Source organism: Paenibacillus sp. Y568 (assembly GCF_059445545.1).
In genome coordinates this window covers 133,080-155,115 of the sequence record NZ_JCAIUM010000012.1, presented here as the reverse complement: position 1 = coordinate 155,115, position 22,036 = coordinate 133,080, and the positions used below count along the sequence as shown (strand labels likewise).

Below are 22,036 nucleotides of genomic sequence, written 5' to 3'. Positions count from 1 at the left end.
AATAGGAAATACTCCTGCCATTATGACCTGTACGCACTTAGTAGATCATTAACGAGATAATTTCCTGGTAAAATAATCTTCACCAGGTATTGAACAACATAATATGTAGATTTAAACGTATCATAGGAAAAGCCGCTGTGGGAAGGACATTTCTTACTATCGTACGGTAACCTTTGAGAAAATTTTTGTCACGAACTAGCTATGCTGTTGAATCAGTATTTTAATGTATAAACTGTTCAAGGAAATATGAACAAGAAGCACTTCATCGAAACGTTGACTAGATCATCGTTATCGAAGAAGGGCATATTGTTGCGGAATAAGGCCTGATGAATTACTTAGTTCTGAGTCGTTAGATAACACAGTAATGAACCGCTACACCTAACTGCAAGGGTAAATCGACGATGTCTAAGCTTGGTTGATGTTTCAGGACGATTCTCGATTCTATAACTCAATCCAAGTTGAGTGTAAGTTCTTTCAGTGGAAATGATGGAGTTATTCGTGATAGTATAGTAACAATGCATCAAACAACGACAGTATAACTTTTAATTCGACAGCAATTGACAATATTCTCTATTTTGTAGTATCATATACCAATGGAGATGGTTAAACATGGATAATGATTTCAAAGTATTTCAAAATATGAGCCATGAAAACGAGATGAGATCAGTGCTTCTCATATGCGGAGTTAAACAGATTCTTAAAGATAAGAAGGAAGAAAGTGTACTAGAAAAGATTTTTAAGAAGAAAAAAAATGTAGAAGCAAAAGGTTGGGAAAAAACGATCTGATATTTTTGTCGACACAATTCAGTTCTTTTTAATTAAATTCTAGTACAGAACTATAGTTGCTCTAGCTAATCGCTAGAGCTTCTATGGCGAGATATTTGTCGATAATTCACGAAATAACAATAAACATGTCACTCGTAAAGTGGGCTAGATATATTCTTACTTACAGTGGATATGTGATGGAAACGCAAAGGGAATAAATACATAGAACATCATAGAGATAGCAAATAAAAGTTGGTCAAAAAGGCAATCCGTTACATAATAATGATAGGTGGAAGAGAATTGTTGCTGTGGTTACAATCGATCTGTGTGGTGCAAGCTCATTGCTAATAATGCGGCGATAGCTAGCTAGTGAATCGTAATCAAGTAGTGCAATATTCATATTGCCTGTCGTCCACAGAAATGTAGATAGCAAACGGTGATTCCAAGTATGGATGCAAAAAGCGACGTCCTTAATGGTTCGTATCAAACATTGACACTCATTTCGATATTCGTTATATTATATGCATGGGCATGCATTTATAAGTGGTTGCTTAAATAGGCTCAAATATGAGCATAGTGAACATAAATACATTATAAAGAGGAGACAAAAATATGAAGGATCTATTTACACCCTATGAAATAAAGGACTTGAAATTAAAAAATCGTGTGGTGATGCCTCCGATGTGTCAATATTCCGTGAGTAACAAGGATGGAATAGCTACGGACTGGCATTATATGCATTATGTGAGTAGAGCGGTTGGTGGAGCTGGACTTATTATTATAGAAATGACAGATGTTGAACCAGATGGTCGAATTACCGATTACGATCTTGGGATCTGGTCCGATGAACATATTCCAGCCTTGGCTAGAATTGTTGAGGCGTGCCATTCTTATGGCGCTAAAGTGGGGATCCAAATTGCTCACGCAGGACGCAAAGCTGAAGATGCACCCGTTCCTGTAGCTCCATCGGCAATTCCTTTTAACGCTGAGTCTAAGACACCAAGAGCACTAACAAATGAAGAAGTAAAAGATATGGTTGAGAAATACCGTAAAGGTGTAGTGCGGGCTGTACAAGCGGGAGTAGATGTCATCGAGCTTCATGGAGCACATGGTTACCTTATCCATCAATTCCAATCGCCACTAACGAACCATAGAACGGATGAATATGGTCAAGATTTAACGCTATTCGGTAAAGAAGTCATTCGTGCAGCCAAAAGTGAAATGCCAGAAGGCATGCCTCTAATCTTGCGTATTTCAGCTCAAGAATATGTAGATGGAGGATATGGAATAACGGAGAGTCTAGTGTTCAGTGAAGCTTATAAAGAAGCAGGAGTCGATATATTCCATGTCAGCGCTGGTGGCGAAGGACCTATTGCAGCTGCTGGGAGACCAGGAACGCATGCAGGGTATCAAGTACCGTTAGCAAGAGCAATCAAAGAGAACCTCAATGTTCCGGTGATTGCTGTTGGAAGATTGGACGAACCGGTCTATGCTAATGCTGTCATTGGGAATGAAGATGCTGATCTTGTTGCGGTAGGTAGAGGAATGTTAAGAAATCCTTACTGGACGTTAGAAGCAGCGGCTCAACTTCACAAAGAGATTGAACTTCCGAAACAGTATGAACAAGGATTTCCTAGAATTAAGAAATAAATGATGTTGAGTAAATCTGCAAGTTATAATGTGATAAGGAAAAATGGATTCATTATTTGTTTTACGCCCGAGAGAGGAATTGTGAGATGAAGAATATCCCTAACAATGACCTTATTACCAGCTGGTTGACATTAACGCATATACAAATAAACGTAGCCAATAGATTGGAAGCGAAATTGCAAGAGAAACACCAGTTATCTTTAAAAGAGTTTTATTTATTGTTATTCTTGTCTGAAGCGTCAGAGCAGAAGTTGAAACTGCAGCAACTGGAATCTATGGTGGGTCTAAGTCAGAGCGCTGTTTCAAGACTTGTTAGTCGATTTGAAGCAAAGGGATGTGGCGCTTTAAAAAGACATGCTTGTGATGATGATCGCAGAAGTATCTATACTTCTTTAACACCCCTAGGACAAGAAAAGATCGAAAGAGCACAAGAAACATTTAAAGAAATGTTAATAGAGGCTTTTCCTGAGAAAGAAGTAGAACAATTACTGCAACAACTGCTTCACTTGAAACAAAATTAAGGTGTTCTAACCTTGATAACCTGTCAACTGTACTTTAAGTGGCAGGTTATTTTTATCTGTTATCACTCGAGATAACAATAGTGTTATTGGGGATGCGGGGTTTATCACATCATGAATTTATGGTTAGAAGATTAAGTTGAAACGGATGGTCGTTGAGTGGATTCAAGGACAGCATAGTCGCCATCTAGCGCTTTGAGTCCGGGGAGTAGAAAGGCTACTCCAGCACAGAGTAATGGAATTAGTCCGGCAATCACGAAAAGAACAGGCACACCGTAGTGCTCAGCAATCGCACTGCCAGCAATGGTGATCGCTTATATCGTAACGATTCTTGCTTATAGAATGCTCTCCAGAGCATCAATTGTCGAAAGATTGCGGGAAGCAGAATAGAAGGATGAAGCAGCCGATATGGCTGCTTTTTTACATCTATTTAAGTCAAACATGCGGGTTAAGATCGGATCCTATATTGAATCATTAATCTTGTCTACCTTCGACTGCACTAAGTAAAACACTGGCGGCAATACCGAGCCTGCGATCTAGCAGAAGGTTGTGATCCATGGAGAAGTCCAACTCGATTTTTTGAACGAAGGGATTAAATCTTTGCTTAAAAGTAAAGACGTTATTCTGCCCAATGGTTCCTTCGTAGGTCTGCGGTATAAGATTTGACAATACTCTACGGATTACAGCTAATAACATACTATCTTCTGTTATGAGTCCGATCTCTCGCTCTTGATTGTCAAGAATCACCCATTCATCTTTCAGGATGGATTTCATTCCTTTCCGTCTAAAGCTACCTATTAATTCGTTGGTATAGGAGTCAAATACATCATATGTAGCAGAGAAGTCAATCCTCGAACGTGCTTTAATAACTAGAACTTCCTCACGCATGTCCTCAGAACTGTATATTCGTATATCTTCTTTTAACTTAAATGCCTTTTGCTTCACATAGAATGCTAACCCACCTTGAGGGTCATAGATATGAAAGGCATCACCTAACACTTTAATTACTTTCTTGCGAACTAAGTATTGGGTGTGTTTAAAACGTTCATTCATGTTTACATTCTCCTTTATATTCAAGCTTTTCCTATTATCTCATATATTTGAGAAAGGGGAATCATAGATTTAGTAATTAACCTAACAGACACTTCGGTCATTCATGTACTATTAGAACTATATCCCAGAATCTAGTAGAATAAGAGGGGTATAGAAATAGAAAAGTTGCGATATTGAAGAATATAAGGGGGAGCCAAGCGATGAATCTACCAAGTAAGATCCTCATTATTGAAGATGAGCAAGATATTGCGCGTATATTACGAGATTATATAAGCGTACACGGGTAAGTGGATGTGGCTAAGAATGGTGCTGAGGGACTGAAGTTAGTAGATACATGGCACCCGGATTTTATTATTCTAGATCTTACGCTGCCTGATGTGGATGGTATAGACCTATGTCGTCACATTCGAGATAGAAGTACAACACCAATCCTTATTCTAAGTGCTCGTGGAAGCGATACAGATAAAGTGCTTGGCCTTGGCTTTGGAGCAGATGATTATATGACCAAACCGTTCTCCTTAAGTGAATTGGTAGCAAGGATCAACGCACATTTACGAAGAGTGGAAGGAATGGTAAGTAAGAGTACGCAATTAACGCAATTAGACAGTGAAGTCATTTATATAGGAAATCTCAAAATCGATAAGAAAGCATACATATTAACCATCGACAATAGGGAGATTTCGTTATCTGCCAAAGAATTTGAACTCTTGTATTTCTTAGCCACACATACCAATCAAGTGTTCACCAAAAGTCAGTTGCTAGACGCTGTTTGGGGGTACACCTCAATTGGAGATGAGAACACGATTACCGTGTATATTCGCAGATTAAGAGAGAAAGTGGAAGTCGATCCATCCCATCCAATCTATATTCGTACAGTCTGGGGTGTGGGGTATAAATTGACCGTGGATGATATCTAAGGTGGGAGGATGGTATGTATTTACATGATTGGATAAACAGATGGTATGTAGCTGCACTTATTTGTGTGTTGTCGATGGTGGGAAGCGTGACATTTATATGGGTGAATTCAGATGGGAGTGGAAGTGGGCAAGCATCTGATCCTAAATATGTGATTAACCAAGTGCGTATTCAAGTGAGCGATATCATGCTATATCTAGAACAACACCATGGAGATATCAACAAGAACCAGAACCTCTCCATACAAGAGACGCTGCGTAAGATGAGCGATGAGCGTAATATGAGTTTTATTTATGTCCTATTAGACGGAGAGGTAGTGTTGACTGCTCCTCAAGATCCATCGATTCAACATATCGACGTGAAGACGGCACTGCATTATGATTTATATACTTCAAGAGTAGATAAAGATACATTCGACATAGCTTTTCCCGTGATTGACGAAGCGTCACAAGTACAAGTGGGTAATGCAATTTTTACGGTGCCCGAAAGTGAGCTTATGAACCAGCAATCACTTTCTACGTCGTGGTATCCATTCGTTATGACCATTTTTTCTGCTATCCTGCTACTCATTCTGCTGTGTATTCTTCGTCGTAAAATAAAGGACCACATGATCCAACCTATCTATCAACTAAAGGACTTTTCCGAGGCAATCCTCAAAGGGAATTACGAATTACAAGCCACATACGCTAGAATGGACGAAATTGGTGAAGTGTATGCCATGTTCGATCACATGAGAATAGAGATCATGTCTCTACATATCCAAAGAGCAGAACTTGATACAGCACAGAAAGAACTAATCTCAAACATTTCACATGATATCAAAACACCTCTAACAACTTTAAAAGCCTACATTGAAGCTATTCGCGCCGGCGTATGCACAGATATGCCTTCTGTCCTAGAATATATGGAAGTCATGCAGATGAATGCAGATCGAATGACTAGACTCATCGAGGATCTATTAACTCATGCGCTGAGAGAGTTAGGACAAATTTCAGTTGTACTTAAGGAACAATACAGTCGAGATGTCCTTCTCCCAATTTTACAACCTATCGGTCATTATGTTCGAACGACGGGCATTGTATTTATCGAACCGGACCTAGCGGACATTCCTAATGTGTTAGTTCATGTAGATGCCAATCGGTTGGAACAAGTCATTTCGAATCTTATTGGCAATGCGTTGAAACATACATCACCAGGAGATACGATTAGTATTCATATCGAACTTGTACAAGAACAGTTAGTCCTCACCCTATCCGATACTGGAGAAGGAATTCTGCCTCAAGATATGCCCTTTATATTTGAACGCTATTTCCAAGGACAAGTGAGTTCACATGCAGCTATACATAAGAATGAAGGAACTGGACTCGGACTCTCGATTTGTAAACATATTATTGAAGCACATAAAGGTGAGATCTCTTTCAGAAGTATAAAGGGTCAAGGTACGGTCTTTACTTGTACAATCCCTTTAGGCTGAGGAAGGTGAAATGGCTACGTTGTGGATGTAATACTTTATTAATAACTTGATAAGGTTCTCACAAGATCAGCCCCTTACAATGAGTTTTATACGGTAATAAGGAGAGGGCTTATATATGGCGAAGCAAGTGATTATTAAGGGATCCAATCTATGTAAGACGTATTCAACTGGACGAGAACAATATCATGCCATACGTAATGTAGATATAGACATCTACGCAGGCGATTTCACTGTCATCATGGGGAACTCGGGTTCAGGAAAGTCTTCACTACTCTATCTACTAAGTGGTCTAGATAGCGTTACTGCAGGAGAGGTTCTGGTTCAGGATCAACCTATTCATAAATATAACGAACGCGAATTGGCAGATTTTAGAGCGAAGAAGATCGGGTATATATACCAGAGCATTAACTTGGTGCCTGATCTTACGATGTTTGAGAATATTGCTTTGCCGGGTTATGTGGCAGGATTCCTCAAGACAGAAGTGAAACGCCAGGTAGACTCCCTTATGAAAGATATGGATATTGAGAACCTGCGTAATCGTCTGCCTTCACAGACTTCAGGTGGACAGCAGCAAAGAGCAGCCATAGCCAGAGCGCTTATTAACTCGCCAGATGTGCTATTTGCGGATGAGCCGACGGGAAGCTTGAATGTTGACCAGGGTGTTGTCGTACTGGATATACTCACAAAAATGAATCGTACAGGTCAGTCTGTCGTGATGGTTACTCATGATATTAAGGCTGCTTGTAGAGCAGATCGATTGATCTTGATCCGTGATGGCAAAATAGGCGGTGTTCTCGAGTTCGACAAATATGATGATGATTCCGTTCATGAGAGAGAAAGTATCATCTTCTCGTACGTGTCGGGGAGGGAATAGGCGTATGTTTGCAGTATGGACACTTTGCCTGGCTTTCTTAAGAAGAAAGAAATTACAAAATGGATTAATTGCCTTACTGATCATGTTATCCACGGTACTACTTGCAACCTCAGTTACAGTTATTCTAAATACAGAGAATGTATTTACAGATATGCACACGCGAACGAATGGCTCTCATCAGATATTAACAATGGGAGACGAACTGCATGATCCTCATAGGGTACATGAGTGGTGGGATATGCAAGAAGGGGTTACAGCATCTAGGTTGATGCCATATAGAACTTTAGCGGGATTAACCCATCAGGGTAAAGAGATTCCAGAACTATTTTTAATGATGATGGATACACCAGAACAAGTCTTTACAGTGGATAAGCTTATTTTTGCTCAAGGGGTTGAGAGCTTGCAACCCAAGATCGGAACAGTGTGGATTCCAACTTCGGCGGCATATACCCATGATATTTCGATAGGTGATACCCTAGGATTTAATACGGGTGAAAGTGACTTTGAATTAAAAGTATCTGCCATCGTGGTTGATATTCCGGAAGGTGGACCTTTTTCAACGAGTGCACGCATATGGATGAACCATGAAGATTATAAGAGACAGTTAGAGGGTATGCCGGGTAAAGACGTGTATATGATGGGGCTTAGATACGATGATTCCAGTCAAAGTTCGAAGTATTGGCAGAAGTTTGAGCAATATTTGGGTACCCCATATCTTGAATCCAGAACTGAGTTCGAGGTAATCGCGGCATTCTATCTTATTCTAAATAAAGTGATTGGGTTTGTGATGATTTTTCTCGGATTGATTATGATGTTAGTAGCCTTATATACGATTGGATATACCATTTCTGACGCTATACTGTCCAATTATAGAACGATGGGTGTTATCAAGTCATTGGGATTATCTTCGAAAAGAATGATAGGAATATATGTTGCTCAATATGGTCTCCTATCTACGATCTCGATTATACCTGGATTAATCGTTAGTATATTTGTATCGAGGATGATTATAGAGAGTTCACTTGCTTATATGAAGACAGAGAATAACCCAATCCATATCCAAGGGATGCTAATCGTGTCCAGTGTAGGACTGCTGGTTTTGATTATTGTCATACTGTGTACTTGGGGTTATGCAGGGAAAGCTCGAACAATTCAACCTGTGCAAGCGATTAAGTATGGCATGTCTGAAATGGACAGTAACAAAATGACAAGACGATTGAATTCAACAGGAACGCATAGAATGGGATTTGAACGGTATCCAGTTATGTTCGTTATTGGTTTTAGGAATGTTGTTAAAAATATGAAGGGCTCTTTTTTAATGATAGTTCTTACTACCGTTACATCCTCGGTTCTTGTATTCGGATTTCTACTGTTGAATAGTATTAGTTCAGTCGATAAGACATCGCCAAAGTGGGGGTATGATTCATCTCATTTAGTAGCTTATGTATATAATGACTCTGCCTTTGATCGTGCTTCATTCGATAAGGAACTTTTGTCAGATCCAAGGGTCAAGAATATCAGTTGGATGGGGACAATCACAGGTGTTTTTCCTTCTGATGAGATGCAAGATGGTGATGACTCTATATCGGAATCGATGAGTATCACTATGGCGGTCGCTAATGGAAGCTTGGATGATATGGGTTATACGACATTAAGCGGAACGAATCCTCATAATAAGAATGAAATCGCTCTTGGTGTCAACTTAGCGAAATCGTTAGGTAAAGATATTGGCGATGTAGTAGCAGTGTATATTGAGGGTCACCGACAAACGCTTACCGTCACAGGAATCTATCAGGCGATTGCGAATATGTCCTATTCCGGTAGAGTTACCATGGATCTCATTAAATCGTACAATCCAGATTATAATGAAATGGATACGTGCTACATTAATCTACATGACAGTACGCAAGCCAACCTTATAGTAGACGGGATTAATAGTAGTCAATACAATAATTCCCTTAAAGCATTAAATCAACAGACGTTACTGGAGGCTACTTACAAAGAGGCTACAACCGTATTTAGTATTCCATTTAGTATTATGGGGCTGTTGTTCATCGTTGTTACGTTCATCATTATACTGAGTACTTGTCGCATGAACATTAAGAAAGAAAGTAAAACATACGGGATTTATAAATCCCTTGGTATGACCTCTAGTAATATTAGATTATCTGTAACGATAGGGATCATAGCCCTGTCAGCGATGGGTGCGTTACTTGGGGGAGTTGCGGGAGTGTATGTACTACCTGACATTCTGGAAAGTATTGTATCAGATTATGGAATTGTTGATTTCCCTCTCGTTATCCAATGGTGGTTCGTTATTGGATTTGCCTTGTTAAGTGTCGTGACAGCAGGTATCGCTTCTTGGATGTCATCCCGAGTCATAAATAAAACATCAGCTAGGATATTGGTTGTTGAGTAGGTAAGAAGAGACACCATCGGTAGAACGAGGATACATCTACTGGTGAGTGTCTTTTTGTTTGTATATAGCAGTTAGTTGCCATTAGATTTGATACGAATTACAATAAGGGCGAGTATGAGAAGCATCCAGCTAAAGGAGATTTGTTATGAAAAAACCTACGTTCATTCAGCCTGATCCGCAGAACTGGTTAGAGAAGTTTCACTTCTCATTGCCTATTAAGATCCGTTATTGTGAGACTGATATGTTAGGACATGTGAATAATGTGAGTTATTTCATGTACTTTGAGCAAGGACGCATCGAATATTTCGAGAATCTTGAATTGACAGAGACACTTTTTGGCGAACAAGCGGTATCCGTTGTGGCTGATTTGGAATGTCAGTACCTCGCACAATTGTATTTGAAAGATCCACTAACCTTACATGTACGAGTAGCCAATATTGGACGTTCCTCGATAGATGTGGAATACGCTATAGTTGTTAATCAACAACTGAAAGCAGCGGGACGAGGGGCGATCGTACTAGTGGATACACAGAGTGGAAAAAGTAAGCCGATTCCGGACTTCGCTCGAGAGAAGATCCTTTCATTTGAGGGGAACAGATAGAGTGAAATCTACAGGGTATCCTTATATAAGAAAAACTTATAACTCTATTCCATTTCTATTATTGGACTTCGTGGCTGATCAGTAACTATAATAAAATCATAAGATATACAACGTATAAAAATGCCATGATTTAAATATCATGGCGTTTTTATTTATGTAACGCATCGACATTTGCTGTTTTATCATTGACCATATTGTCACATTATGGTAGCTTGAAACAATATATAAATTAATTCTATCTATTTACTATGATTTAACACGATTGTATTCCTATGTGAGGTGGATAACATTGCAATTTCAGGTCATGAATAGTCCTTTTAATCAAGAGCAAGTAGAACTCCTCAATCGTCTTATTCCAACCTTAACAGAGGGACAACAAATTTGGTTAAGCGGGTATCTTGCGGCTCTTCAAACGTCTAATGCTACCCAGGTTACTCAGCAACCGGCGCAAGAAGGATCAGCTGTCATCGCGGTTAACAGCCCTGTTCCTATTTCCCGGGAAGTAACCGTTCTATTCGGTTCCCAGACGGGAAACAGTCAAGGACTAGCTAAGGCTCTATCCCTCAAGTTGGAAGAACGCGGATTTCAGGTAGCCCTTTCTTCAATGAGTGATTTCAAGTCCAATACATTGAAAAAGGTTCAGAACTTGCTGATTGTAGCGAGTACACACGGGGAAGGAACGCCACCCGATAATGCAATTCCATTCTATGAATTTCTTCATAGTAAGAGAGCACCGCAGTTAGAAGGGTTACAGTTCTCCGTCTTAGCCTTGGGAGATAGTTCGTATGAATTCTTTTGTCAGACAGGTAAGGATTTCGATAAGCGATTAGAGGAACTGGGTGGAACACGCCTGAGCCCACGCGTTGATTGTGATCTGGATTATGATGAATCAGCAGTGGAGTGGATAGAACAAGTATTATCTAACCTCACTTCATCTAATGAAGCCATTGTTGTTGATGGTGCTGTCTCAGCGAAAGTAAATGGAATGATAGCCAATCCGTCAGATTATTCAAGAACGTCCCCTTTTAAAGCAGAAGTGTTAGAGAACTTGAATCTAAATGGACGTGGATCAGACAGAGAGACTCGGCATCTCGAACTTTCTCTGGAAGGTTCCAATCTTCAATATGAACCAGGCGATTGTGTGGGGATCTACCCCGAGAACTCCCATGAATTAGTGAATTCACTGATTGAGCAGATGGGATGGAACGCTGAGGAACTGGTACCGGTCAATAAGAAGGGGGAAGAACGTTCAGTACGCGAAGCATTGTTAAATAACTTTGAGATTACGGTCTTGACGAAGCCCTTGCTGGAACAAGCTGCGAAGTTATCCTCGAACAACGCGTTGCACGCGCTAGTAGAACCTGGACGTGATGTGGAACTTAGGAATTACTTGGAGGAGCGCGATTTGTTGGATTTGGTACAGGATTTCTCTCCTTGGAAAGTAACTGCACGCGATTTCGTATTCATTCTTCGGAAGATGCCTCCACGCCTCTATTCGATTGCTAGCAGTTCAAAAGCCAGACCAGATGAAGTGCATCTCACCATTCGAACGGTGCAATATGAAGCGCATGGACGGGAACGGTATGGTGTATGCTCAACACAGTGTGCAGAGCGATTGGAACCGGGTGAGCATATACCAATGTACATCCATCACAATCCAAATTTCAAACTTCCTACGAATTCGGATACACCGATCATTATGATTGGACCGGGTACAGGGGTTGCTCCATTCCGAGCTTTTCTTGAAGAAAGAGAGGAATTAGGAACGGAAGGGAAAGCATGGTTATTCTACGGTGATCAACATCTACTTACAGATTTTCTCTATCAACTTGATTTCCAACGTTGGGTTAAAGATGGCGTACTAACGAAGATGGATGTAGCCTTCTCCCGCGATACAGATAAAAGGGTATATGTGCAGCATCGGATGCTAGAGAAGAGTCGTGAACTTTATCAATGGTTGGAAGAAGGGGCTGCTGTATACATTTGTGGTGATGAGAAGCATATGGCTCATGATGTACACAACGCCTTAATTACGATTCTTGAACAAGAAGGTGGAAAGAGTAAGGAAGAAGCTGTAGCTTATCTAACCGCTATGCAACAACAGAAGCGTTACCAACGTGACGTATATTGAGACTTAGAACGATAGTGAAAGGAGCTAGCAACCAATGACGCAAAATAAAAAAGTTGTGGTGCAGGATGGTCCACCGAGCGACGTTGAGGACATCAAGACACGTAGCCGATACTTGCGAGGTGAGCTTGAAGAAGAACTCAAAGATGGAATCACTGGATCGATGTCTGAAGATGAGAATCGATTGATGAAATTTCACGGAAGTTATATGCAAGATAATCGGGACTTGAGAAATGAACGGTATCGTCAAAAGCTGGAACCAGCTTACCAATTCATGGTGCGGATTCGTGCCCCTGGGGGTGTTCTGACATCAGAGCAATGGTTGGAGATGGATCGGCTAGCTCGGGAATATACTACGGGATCCATTCGATTAACCACACGGCAAGCTATTCAGTTCCATGGAATTCTGAAGTGGAACTTAAAGAAGAGCATTCGTACCATTAACGATGCATTGTTGACGACACTAGCCGCTTGCGGGGATGTAAATCGTAATGTGATGTGTAATCCTAATCCCTATCAATCTGAAGTTCATGCAGAGGTGTTTGAATGGTCACAACGACTTGCCAGCCATCTTTCACCTCAGACGAATGCCTATCATGAAATCTGGCTTGATGGTGAGAAGGTTGTAGATAGTAGTGAGAACGAAGCCGAACAGGAACCGATTTATGGAAAGGTCTATTTACCACGTAAATTCAAAATTGGTGTGACCGTTCCACCAACCAACGATGTGGATGTGTTCTCTCAAGACCTTGGCCTGATTGCTATTTATGAAGAAGGACAGCTTAAGGGATTCAACGTTGCCGTCGGTGGGGGTATGGGGATGAGCTATGGTGATACTCAGACCTATCCACAATTGGCAAGGGTGATTGGATTCTGTACACCAGAACAAATCATTGATGTTGCAGAGAAGACTGTTACAATTCAGCGGGATTATGGGAATCGATCAACCCGTAAATATGCCCGTTTCAAATACACAATCGATCGATACGGAATAGAATGGTTTATTGATGAACTACAGAATAGACTTGGGTGGAAACTTGAGGAAGCTCGAGCTTATGAGTTCAAACATAACGGTGATCGGTATGGTTGGATTAAGGGTAGCAACGGCAAATGGCATTTGACGCTCTATATTCCAAGTGGTCGGATCGAAGACCAAGAGGGTTACCCTCTTATGACAGGTCTGCGGGAAATTGCTAAGATAAATACAGGGGATTTCCGACTTACTCCGAATCAGAACCTTGTGATCGGTAACGTGACGGCCCAGAAGAAACGTAAAATAGAAGACTTAATGAAAGAGTATGGCCTTACGGATGGGCTACATTATTCGGCATTACGTAGAAGTTCGATATCTTGTGTAGCATTCCCGACATGTGGGATGGCTATGGCTGAAGCAGAACGTTATCTTCCCACGTTATTAGATCGTATTGAACCCATTCTGGCAGAGGTTGGATTGAGCGACGAAGCCATTAATATACGGATGACGGGTTGTCCAAATGGGTGCGCGCGGCCAGCATTAGGTGAGATTGCATTTATGGGTAAAGCTCCAGGTAAATACAATATGTATCTAGGCGCTGGTTTTGCTGGAGAGCGACTCAATAAATTATACCGAGAAAATATTGGCGAAGATGAAATTATAGATATCATAACACCAATGATTCATAAGTATGCTAATGAACGTCAAGTAAGCGAACATTTCGGCGATTTTGTGGTCCGTGCCGGTTATGTCCAAGCGGTTCAATCTGGGTTGGATTTTCATCATTAGATGTCATACAGTAAGGCTGTTCCTGAAGGTCAGGTTAGTAGACTTTTTTGGAACAGCCTCTTTTTTAGTTTACTGTGCGATACCACTACCTCGTTATCTTCATATTTTCTGTTATCCATGCACGTCTTTTTTTTAAATGAAACCTTTCACAGCTAAACGTCACGACTCATGTTATGTTAAAATAAGATATACCACAGAAGAATGAATTGATAACGTGGAAGAGGAGTGCAGAAATGGACATCAGTCAGGTTTATAAAGAATTACAAACACTATTACCAGAAGCGGTAATCCAGTGCCATGAAACGTTAAAAGGGTATGTATATACTCAAATGGGAGGTAACGCGGATATTCGTGTTGTCCCGTCCAATTATGATGAAGTTCAAAGGATCATCCAATATGCAATTGAACATAATCTTAGAATTACAACACTTGGGAATGGATCAAATGTGGTTATTCGAGATGGAGGAATCCGTGGAATTGTGCTACAGATGACGAATCTACAGGATATTACTGTCTCTGAACATATGTTGTGTGCTCAAAGTGGGGCTTCCATTATACATACGTCACAAGTTGCGTTGCAGCACAATTTAACAGGATTGGAATTCGCTTGTGGCATACCTGGTACTGTAGGTGGGGCGTTATATATGAATGCTGGAGCTTATGGTGGTGAAATTGCCGATGTATTACTGGATGCCCTTGTGGTGGATGATGCTGGACGGTTAATAACCTTACATAAAGAAGATATGCAGTGGGGTTACAGACATAGTGTTTTTGCGGGTGGTAATTATACCATTCTTCAAGCCCGATTCGGCTTAGAGTCTGGTGAACATTCCTCCATCAAGGAGAAAATGGATGAATTGACTCATTTGCGGGAATCGAAACAACCGTTAGAATACCCTTCATGTGGTAGCGTGTTTAAGCGTCCACCTAATCGGTTTGCAGGTCAACTGATTCAGGAAAGTGGTCTTCAAGGCGTACGAATCGGTGGTGCAGAAGTATCTACAAAACATGCTGGATTCATTGTTAACGTAGATAACGCTACAGCAAGCGACTATATTGCTTTAGTGTCTCATGTTAGAGACAAGGTTAGAGAGAAATTTGGTGTTGACTTGGAAACCGAAGTTAAATTCATCGGTGAAGAATAACTTATAGATCGCTGAGAACAGCGACGCGTACTTTACAAATAGGTAAAAGTGCCTAAATAGATAAAGGCGAATTCTCACTCCATTTCGAGTAAGAATTCGCCTTTATTTATGTATATTCTCATGCTTTTTACTTTTGAGATTGACTGAGAATATGGCCATCGCCGCTTGCATTTCCATGCCTATGAGACTCTTCATGCGCCATATCTAAGAAATATTTGAGGGACATGTCATATTTAGAACGTTCCACGACATCCACATCGGATAGGTCAAAGATCGACTTGAGTAATAAATATTTAAATATAGGAATCGGAGGAGCGGTGTTACGACCATTATCGAGGCAATAGTTATTCTAAATGGACTGTGGTTGAGTGATTGTTGGTTTGGAATCATCCGAGTCACCACCTAGAATTCATACAATTATTATACAGCAAAACAGGACACCCTTCCTCGAACGAGGAAAGGTGTTCTGAAATGGAGTTCTCATGGCTTTCTAAAAGACGCCTTTATAAATTAATAAACATTAGAGGAGCGTGGCGAAGGGGGAATTTGAAACTGTAGGAGCGATAGCGACCGCCTTTGTCTCCGGATTTCATCCGCTAACAGCGGAACAATTCAAGAAATATGGAGACAACAGTGGCCTCGTATTGATCGGCAGCTTTTTTGGCGATTCATGATTACAGTGAAGATATTATTCTAAAGAAATAATATATTTAGCTCTTGTTGTACTTAACTCTATTTCTTCGAATTCCAGATCGGTGATCTTCAGATCCGTTGTAACAATATCATACGTATCTTGCGGTAGAGGCACCAAGTCACCATCACTGTTCATCGTGCTACCTGAACCTTTTAGAACTACAGCATTATCCAAGTAACCGTCGATGCCTTCATCACGCTGTCTGACCTCGAATTGAGATAATTTGAAGTGAACCTGATCGATGTCATCCTGTTCTCTTTTTTGTACGATGATGGTTTTATCAAGTTGTGTATTTAGCCAATCTGTTAGTTTTTGTATGTCTTGTTCCATAATATCATTCCTTCTGTAATTGGTTTGTATTTGTTCAGTATCTCCAGAATTTCACCTGTAATTCTATATTATTCAATTACCCGGTTGAGAAAGATAGAAACAAGAGGAAGGATTATCATTTAAATGTTGGGTTATATCGGATTTCATACAGGATTAAGCCATGGCACAGGGAATGTATTAATACATAGTGGATGTGATGTTACCCTAGATTAGGGATCAATCTCTATGCGTAAGAATATACATCTATTAGGGTGATCCTCTATGTGAAATTAATAACAAGGAGGTGACGAGATGATTGAACTCGATCATGTTTCTAAATATTATGGTGAGAAAAAAGTAGTGGATGCATTAACCTTTTCGATTAAACAGGGCGAATTGTTTGGTCTACTAGGACCGAATGGGGCAGGGAAAACAACGACCATTCGCATGATGATCGGCTTAGTGCAACCAAGTGAGGGAGAAATAGTCATTAATAACCTCCATGTTTCGCAGCATAGAAAAGAAATTCATTCGCAGATTGGAGTTGTTTTTGAATTACCCAATTTGTATGTCAGATCTTCTATTCGAGATAATCTAAAGCTATTCGCAGATTTGCACGGTATCCCCATTGAACGTGTTCTGGATGTTATGGAAAGTTTACAGTTACTTGAGCAACAACATGTGAAGGTGAGTAGCTTGTCTAAGGGATGGAAACAACGGGTATTGATTGCTAGAGCTTTATTGCACCGTCCTAAGGTGTTATTTCTAGATGAGCCTACGAGCGGCTTAGATCCAAATACGGCTTCGCTCATACGTCATTATATTAAACAATGTCAACAAGATGGCACAACCATTGTCCTCACGACGCATGATATGCAAGAGGCAGATGAATTGAGTGATCGTGTAGGAATTATGTACGATGGGAAGCTTGTTGCCTTGGATCATCCCCGATCATTAAAAAGCATGTATGGTTCTAAAGAGCTTCTTATCGAATACGAGGAGGATGGACTACCAGTCTCCAAAAGACTACCAGCAGATCATGAAGATACAGCTAAGGAAATATATCTACGGATGTTGAACAAACAAATCATAAGCATGCATACACAAGAGGCTACTTTGGCGAATGTATTTGCTACACTGACGGGGAGTGAGCTGAGTTGAATCAGGTGAATAAGCTAATCCAACATGAAGTGAAAGACTTAGTGCGGAATCCATCGATGATAATACTCACGATCTTACCTATCGTCATGTCGAAGTTGATTATCGAAGTCATTGATAAAAGCGCCAACAACTTCGTGTTATTATCGACGTGGATTTTGTTTGCTCAAGTGATGGTCGGGATTATGATGATGGGACCCAATCTGATCGAAGAACGGGAAAGTAAGACGATGGATGCATTGCTTATTACACCATTGTCTTTCCGACAGATTATTATTGCCAAAGGATCGGCGGTGTTGTTATTCTCGTTATTGTCTCAAATGCTTGTACTTCTTATTAACTATGGTTTCAAAAATGATCTTGCCCTCAACATGCTGTATATGGTGTTAGGCGGCGTTGTTTTTGTACAAATAGGATTAATTATTGGGCTGAAAGTCAACTCATCAAAAACAGGGTCAGCTATATCATCTGCTCTAATGGTCTTATTCTTCTTGTTGCCAACGCTGTATTTGCCATTGCCGGATTGGAGCTATGCTTTTGTAATACTGATCCCTAGTATTGAGATTGTTGAGAACTTGAATAGTATTCTAAATGGGTCAGGAATGATGTTCATAGAGACGGTTCTATTATGTATGTGGATTGGACTACTCACGTTATGGATCCATAAACTAGGGAAATGAAATATAGCTGGCATTAGAACTGTCTCTATTTGGACAGTTTTTTTGTTGTCCAATAGGAGTTGATGGATGATAGAATAAGGATAGTAATGATTATGAATATATTGGAGCTGAGCGTATGTCTGAAGTCCATCATCAATTGTTGACAATGTGTATGATCGAGCATGGTGATCAAGTATTGCTAATGAATCGACCTGATAAAATGGGATACCCTGGGTATATTGCTCCTGGTGGAAAGGTAGAATTCCCTGAGAGTATCGTGGATGGAGCCATTCGAGAAGTAAGAGAAGAGACAGGTCTGATCGTGAAGGACATGATATATAAAGGATTAGATGAGTTCTGCGATCTGGAAACAGGGTTAAGATATATGGTGTTTAACTATCTCGCCACATCCTTTGAAGGGGAGCTAATAGAAGATCCGCCTGAGGGAGAATTGTTGTGGATAGAGAAGTCGAGAGCCTTACAATTACCGATGCAAGATTGGTTCAAGAGAAGGTTCCCACTCTTCTTTCAGCAAGGAACATTTGAGCGTAGTGTGATTTGGAATAAGCGGAGTGATATTACGATAGGAGAGACGATGAAACATTATGGTACAGGTGAAAAAATAACCTCTCAATCCTAAACGAGAGATTGAGAGGCAAGGCAGTTATAATCTGAACTATTATTTTTTTATCGCATGGATATAATGAATCGTTTCGAATGCAGACAAATCATCCGTCCGGTTACGAAAGAAAAGCTCTTGTATCTCATCTGGGGATAGATGTTCATAAATGAGTAAGCCTGATGTTTCTAGTAGATGTTCAATGTCATTGTAGGTGAAACAGGACTTCATGGGTTCTCCACTTGCTGCGGCCATATTCACCATGTTTTGAACTCGATTTGAGATACCCTTTTCTTCAAAAAGTCTCTCATCTGCATAATCAAAAACGATAGAACTTCCTGATGGGACTTGGGCGAATATATTATTTAGTAAGCTTGAAATTTCCTTTTTAGTTAAATAATAAGTAACACCCAGAAGGCTAAAAGTCGTTTTTTTATTCTCGAAACCTTGCTCTATCCATTTCTCATAAGAAAACGTATGGGTGAAGTCCATAGGAATGAAATGAAGATTACGAGGGATGTCAAAATAGACAGAAGCCAATCGATTCTTTTTAAACTCCTGCGTCGTTGGATAATCAATTTCAAATATTTCTATGCTGTTATGCAATTCAGGGTGTCTGTAACAAAAAGTGTCTAACCCAGCTCCCAGTATGACATACTGCTGCATGCCTAACATTAACTCATGAAGTAAGACTTGTTCGCAATATGCAGCCCTTGCTAAGGGCGTTGGAGAAAGCTGGACTTGTGTAATCCACCTCAATATTTCATCGGGATCATTTTGAAACCTTTGGGCAATATTTTTGTTGAAGAATGAAATGCCTTGAATCATATTCTTACTAATGTCTGAAAAATTCTTTAGAGGAAATTAGATCTTTCGCAATAAAATCATCAAAAATTTGAGGTGTGTCATATTTACTATGATAGGCTCGACTAAAAGCTGAGATTAAGGATGTTAAACTGGACTCCTTTGACTTCATACCATATCCTCCCATATAAACAAAAATAAGAATCCCCCGGCCGGGAGAATCCTATTATATTACAGGAAAAAAATAATATCAATTATAGCACATTAAAATTATTTTGTCAATAACTATCCTAGCGAAAAAGTGTTAAATTATACAATTCCCGTCATCACAGCTGTTACCTGTACCGCCTACAACAGTAATGGGGTGTGCGTCATTCCAAGCTTGACGAAGAGCATCGAGGAACACTTCTGTGGGTTGTGCGCCAGAGATCGCATATTTTTCATTCGCTAATACAAAGGGAACTCCTCCTACATTTAGAGAATGAGCACGGCTTTCATCGGAGCGCACTTCTTCGGAATACTTATCACTTGCTAGGATTTGTCGCGTTTCAGTTTCTTCAAGACCAGCCTTCACAGCGACTTGAAGAAGAGCATCAACATCACCAACGGGTAGCCCTTCAGTAAAATAAGCATGGTAAAGTTGTTCGCTGACTTCTTCCACGAGCCCTTGTGTAGCAGCGTGGTGGATTAGTCGATGGGCATCAAAAGTATTTCCAGATTTCATGAGATCGAATCGATAGTCAAGTCCATCTTTGGCCGCTAAAGTTGTAATTTGTGCCATCATCTGGCTCACTTCTTCATGCGATCTCCCCATCTTTTTAGATAAGGAATCTGTGAAATCGCCAATATGACGTGGTGTTGAAGGATCAAGCTCGAAACTACGCCAGATAACCTCCACCTCATTACCATGTTCGAATGCAGATAAAGCCTTCTCAAATCTTCTTTTTCCTATATAACACCATGGACATGCAATATCAGACCAGAATTCTACTTTCATTGTCATAATCAATTCCCCCTTCGGTACCCCTATCTATCATCATAATGATTACAGATATAAAAATCAACTTTACCCTCCTTATATTTCATTGACAAGATTTTTGTTATGAACTAGAATTTCGACAACAGAGATAATGGACGTGAGAGGGTTGGTCTTAAGAGTATGAGTAGAATATGGAAAATAAGAATGAAGGGTGCAGAACCATTTATTCATGTGTTGCTGTTGCGGTCTTTATTGAAATGGATTGTGTTAGGTGGATTGGTAGGTTTATTATCTGGTAGCGCATCTGCTGTATTTCTAAAAAGTCTTGCGTATGTGACTCAGATTAGATTAGAACATCCATGGGTGTTGTTCTTGTTACCCTTAGGTGGAGCTGGTATTAGTTATCTTTATTATAGATATGGAAAGAATAGCACCAAGGGCAACAATCTGATCATTGAGCAGATTCAAGAGCAGACTTATGAACCTGTACCTTTACGTATGGCTCCACTTGTCTTATTAGGAACACTAGTAACACATCTACTAGGTGGGTCCGCGGGACGAGAAGGAACGGCGGTACAGATGGGAGGCAGTTTAGCAGAACAGATTGGCAAATGGTTGAAGATCGGACCCCTGGATCGGCGAATTCTATTAATGTGTGGTATTAGTGGCGGATTCGGTTCAGTATTTGGGACCCCCATTGCTGGAGCTGTTTTTGCTATTGAAGTGATTGCTATAGGAATGATTCGGTATGATGCGCTAATTCCTTGTTTCGTAGCGAGTTTTGTAGGGAATTTGGTTGCCATGAATGTATGGGGTGTTACCCATATTCATTATCCTATAGGTGAAGTCCCAGTACTATCGCTGATGGTCTTATTAAAAGTAACTTTAGCAGCAGTATGTTTCGGGTTAACTAGCTTATGCTTCAGTGAATTAACACATTTCCTCAAAAAAGTCTTGGCATCGATCCTTCCTAACCCCATGTTAAAAAGTGCTGTCGGGGGTGTCCTTATTATCGTCATGGTATATCTGATTGGATCACGAGATTACTTAGGGTTAGGTATCCCACTCATAACGGATTCCTTCGAAGACAAGGTTCATCCGTTTGCTTTCCTTGGGAAACTACTCTTCACATCCGTTACGTTAGGAGCAGGGTTTCAAGGTGGGGAGGTGACACCGTTATTCGCGATTGGTGCAACGTTAGGGAATTCATTAGCTGGAATCCTTCATTTGTATGCGCCATTTCTTGCTGCATTAGGATTTATTGCCGTTTTTTGCGGTGCAACGAACACACCTCTAGCTTGTTTCTTGATGGGGATTGAATTGTTTGGTTCTGAGGGTGCGATATTTATGTTTGTTGCTTGTTTGATAAGTTACTTATTCTCAGGGCACACAGGGATTTATACCTCCCAAATGATTGGTGTATCCAAAAGCCATCTGATGCAAGTCCCACTCGGATCAAATTTATCTTCGATCAAAAAGCATAAAAAAAGGTAACATCCACCTAAGTGTG

17 protein-coding genes and 3 pseudogenes are annotated in these 22,036 nt (G+C 40.3%); 15 read left to right on the top strand and 5 right to left on the bottom strand.

From position 1 onward, the window contains the following. Positions 1-609 precede the first annotated feature (609 nt). The 3 genes from AC1D7X_RS17695 (at position 610) to AC1D7X_RS17685 (ending at position 2,936) form a co-directional block, all read left to right on the top strand. A complete protein-coding gene (locus AC1D7X_RS17695; RefSeq protein ID WP_495457537.1) occupies positions 610-786 on the top strand; it encodes a hypothetical protein in 177 nt (58 codons plus the stop codon). Between the two features lie 591 nt (positions 787-1,377). Further along, entirely contained in the window at positions 1,378-2,415 is a 1,038-nt protein-coding gene (locus AC1D7X_RS17690) for an NADH:flavin oxidoreductase/NADH oxidase (RefSeq protein ID WP_495457539.1), read from the top strand. An 86-nt stretch (positions 2,416-2,501) separates the two neighbouring features. Then, complete coding sequence (locus tag AC1D7X_RS17685; RefSeq protein ID WP_495475791.1) at positions 2,502-2,936, top strand: MarR family winged helix-turn-helix transcriptional regulator; 435 nt, start codon at positions 2,502-2,504, stop codon at positions 2,934-2,936. Positions 2,937-3,407: 471 nt separating this feature from the next. Here the strand turns inward: AC1D7X_RS17685 and AC1D7X_RS17680 are convergent, their stop codons facing one another. Next, positions 3,408-3,986: an LURP-one-related family protein gene (locus AC1D7X_RS17680; protein ID WP_495457541.1), complete on the bottom strand. Its 579-nt coding sequence runs from the start codon at positions 3,984-3,986 to the stop codon at positions 3,408-3,410. A gap of 200 nt (positions 3,987-4,186) precedes the next feature. On the opposite strand from AC1D7X_RS17680, the pseudogene AC1D7X_RS17675 reads away from it, so the two are divergent. The 8 genes and pseudogenes from AC1D7X_RS17675 (at position 4,187) to murB (ending at position 15,304) form a co-directional block, all read left to right on the top strand. Next, positions 4,187-4,903, top strand: a pseudogene (locus AC1D7X_RS17675) (response regulator transcription factor). 14 nt (positions 4,904-4,917) lie between these two features. Beyond that, a complete protein-coding gene (locus tag AC1D7X_RS17670; protein ID WP_495475790.1) occupies positions 4,918-6,375 on the top strand; it encodes a HAMP domain-containing sensor histidine kinase in 1,458 nt (485 codons plus the stop codon). Between the two features lie 115 nt (positions 6,376-6,490). Next, on the top strand, positions 6,491-7,249 hold the full coding sequence (locus AC1D7X_RS17665; protein ID WP_495475789.1) for an ABC transporter ATP-binding protein: 759 nt from the start codon (positions 6,491-6,493) through the stop codon (positions 7,247-7,249). Between the two features lie 4 nt (positions 7,250-7,253). Further along, positions 7,254-9,668 (top strand): ABC transporter permease, encoded by a 2,415-nt coding sequence (locus AC1D7X_RS17660; RefSeq protein ID WP_495475788.1) that lies wholly within the window; start codon positions 7,254-7,256, stop codon positions 9,666-9,668. Between the two features lie 145 nt (positions 9,669-9,813). Continuing rightward, a complete protein-coding gene (locus AC1D7X_RS17655) occupies positions 9,814-10,269 on the top strand; it encodes an acyl-CoA thioesterase (protein WP_495457546.1) in 456 nt (151 codons plus the stop codon). Positions 10,270-10,558: 289 nt separating this feature from the next. Then, positions 10,559-12,400, top strand: a complete 1,842-nt coding sequence (locus AC1D7X_RS17650; protein WP_495475787.1) for an assimilatory sulfite reductase (NADPH) flavoprotein subunit — start codon at positions 10,559-10,561, stop codon at positions 12,398-12,400. Between the two features lie 34 nt (positions 12,401-12,434). After that, positions 12,435-14,159 carry an assimilatory sulfite reductase (NADPH) hemoprotein subunit gene (cysI, locus tag AC1D7X_RS17645; protein ID WP_495457548.1) on the top strand — a complete coding sequence of 575 codons (1,725 nt, stop codon included), beginning with the start codon at positions 12,435-12,437 and terminating at the stop codon, positions 14,157-14,159. 233 nt (positions 14,160-14,392) lie between these two features. Beyond that, a complete protein-coding gene (murB, locus tag AC1D7X_RS17640; RefSeq protein ID WP_495457549.1) occupies positions 14,393-15,304 on the top strand; it encodes a UDP-N-acetylmuramate dehydrogenase in 912 nt (303 codons plus the stop codon). A gap of 187 nt (positions 15,305-15,491) precedes the next feature. Here murB and AC1D7X_RS17635 read toward each other — a convergent pair. Beyond that, a pseudogene (locus tag AC1D7X_RS17635) lies at positions 15,492-15,653 on the bottom strand (transposase family protein); the annotation flags it as partial. 339 nt (positions 15,654-15,992) lie between these two features. Continuing rightward, complete coding sequence (gene ymzB / locus AC1D7X_RS17630) at positions 15,993-16,328, bottom strand: protein YmzB (RefSeq protein WP_495457550.1); 336 nt, start codon at positions 16,326-16,328, stop codon at positions 15,993-15,995. 291 nt (positions 16,329-16,619) lie between these two features. Here ymzB and AC1D7X_RS17625 point away from each other — a divergent pair, with 291 nt between their 5' ends. The 3 genes from AC1D7X_RS17625 (at position 16,620) to AC1D7X_RS17615 (ending at position 18,764) form a co-directional block, all read left to right on the top strand. After that, entirely contained in the window at positions 16,620-17,468 is an 849-nt protein-coding gene (locus tag AC1D7X_RS17625) for an ABC transporter ATP-binding protein (protein ID WP_495475786.1), read from the top strand. A gap of 5 nt (positions 17,469-17,473) precedes the next feature. Beyond that, positions 17,474-18,145, top strand: a complete 672-nt coding sequence (locus AC1D7X_RS17620) for an ABC transporter permease (protein WP_495457663.1) — start codon at positions 17,474-17,476, stop codon at positions 18,143-18,145. 115 nt (positions 18,146-18,260) lie between these two features. After that, the gene (locus AC1D7X_RS17615) at positions 18,261-18,764 is read left to right on the top strand and encodes an 8-oxo-dGTP diphosphatase (protein WP_495457552.1); all 504 of its coding nucleotides are present in this window, start codon (positions 18,261-18,263) and stop codon (positions 18,762-18,764) included. A 39-nt stretch (positions 18,765-18,803) separates the two neighbouring features. Here the strand turns inward: AC1D7X_RS17615 and AC1D7X_RS17610 are convergent. Further along, positions 18,804-19,719: pseudogene (locus AC1D7X_RS17610) on the bottom strand (class I SAM-dependent methyltransferase). Between the two features lie 132 nt (positions 19,720-19,851). Then, positions 19,852-20,550, bottom strand: coding sequence for a DsbA family oxidoreductase (locus tag AC1D7X_RS17605; RefSeq protein ID WP_495457553.1), 699 nt, complete (start codon positions 20,548-20,550; stop codon positions 19,852-19,854). Positions 20,551-20,706: 156 nt separating this feature from the next. Here AC1D7X_RS17605 and AC1D7X_RS17600 point away from each other — a divergent pair, with 156 nt between their 5' ends. After that, a complete protein-coding gene (locus AC1D7X_RS17600) occupies positions 20,707-22,020 on the top strand; it encodes a voltage-gated chloride channel family protein (protein ID WP_495457554.1) in 1,314 nt (437 codons plus the stop codon). The last annotated feature ends 16 nt before the right edge of the window (positions 22,021-22,036 follow it).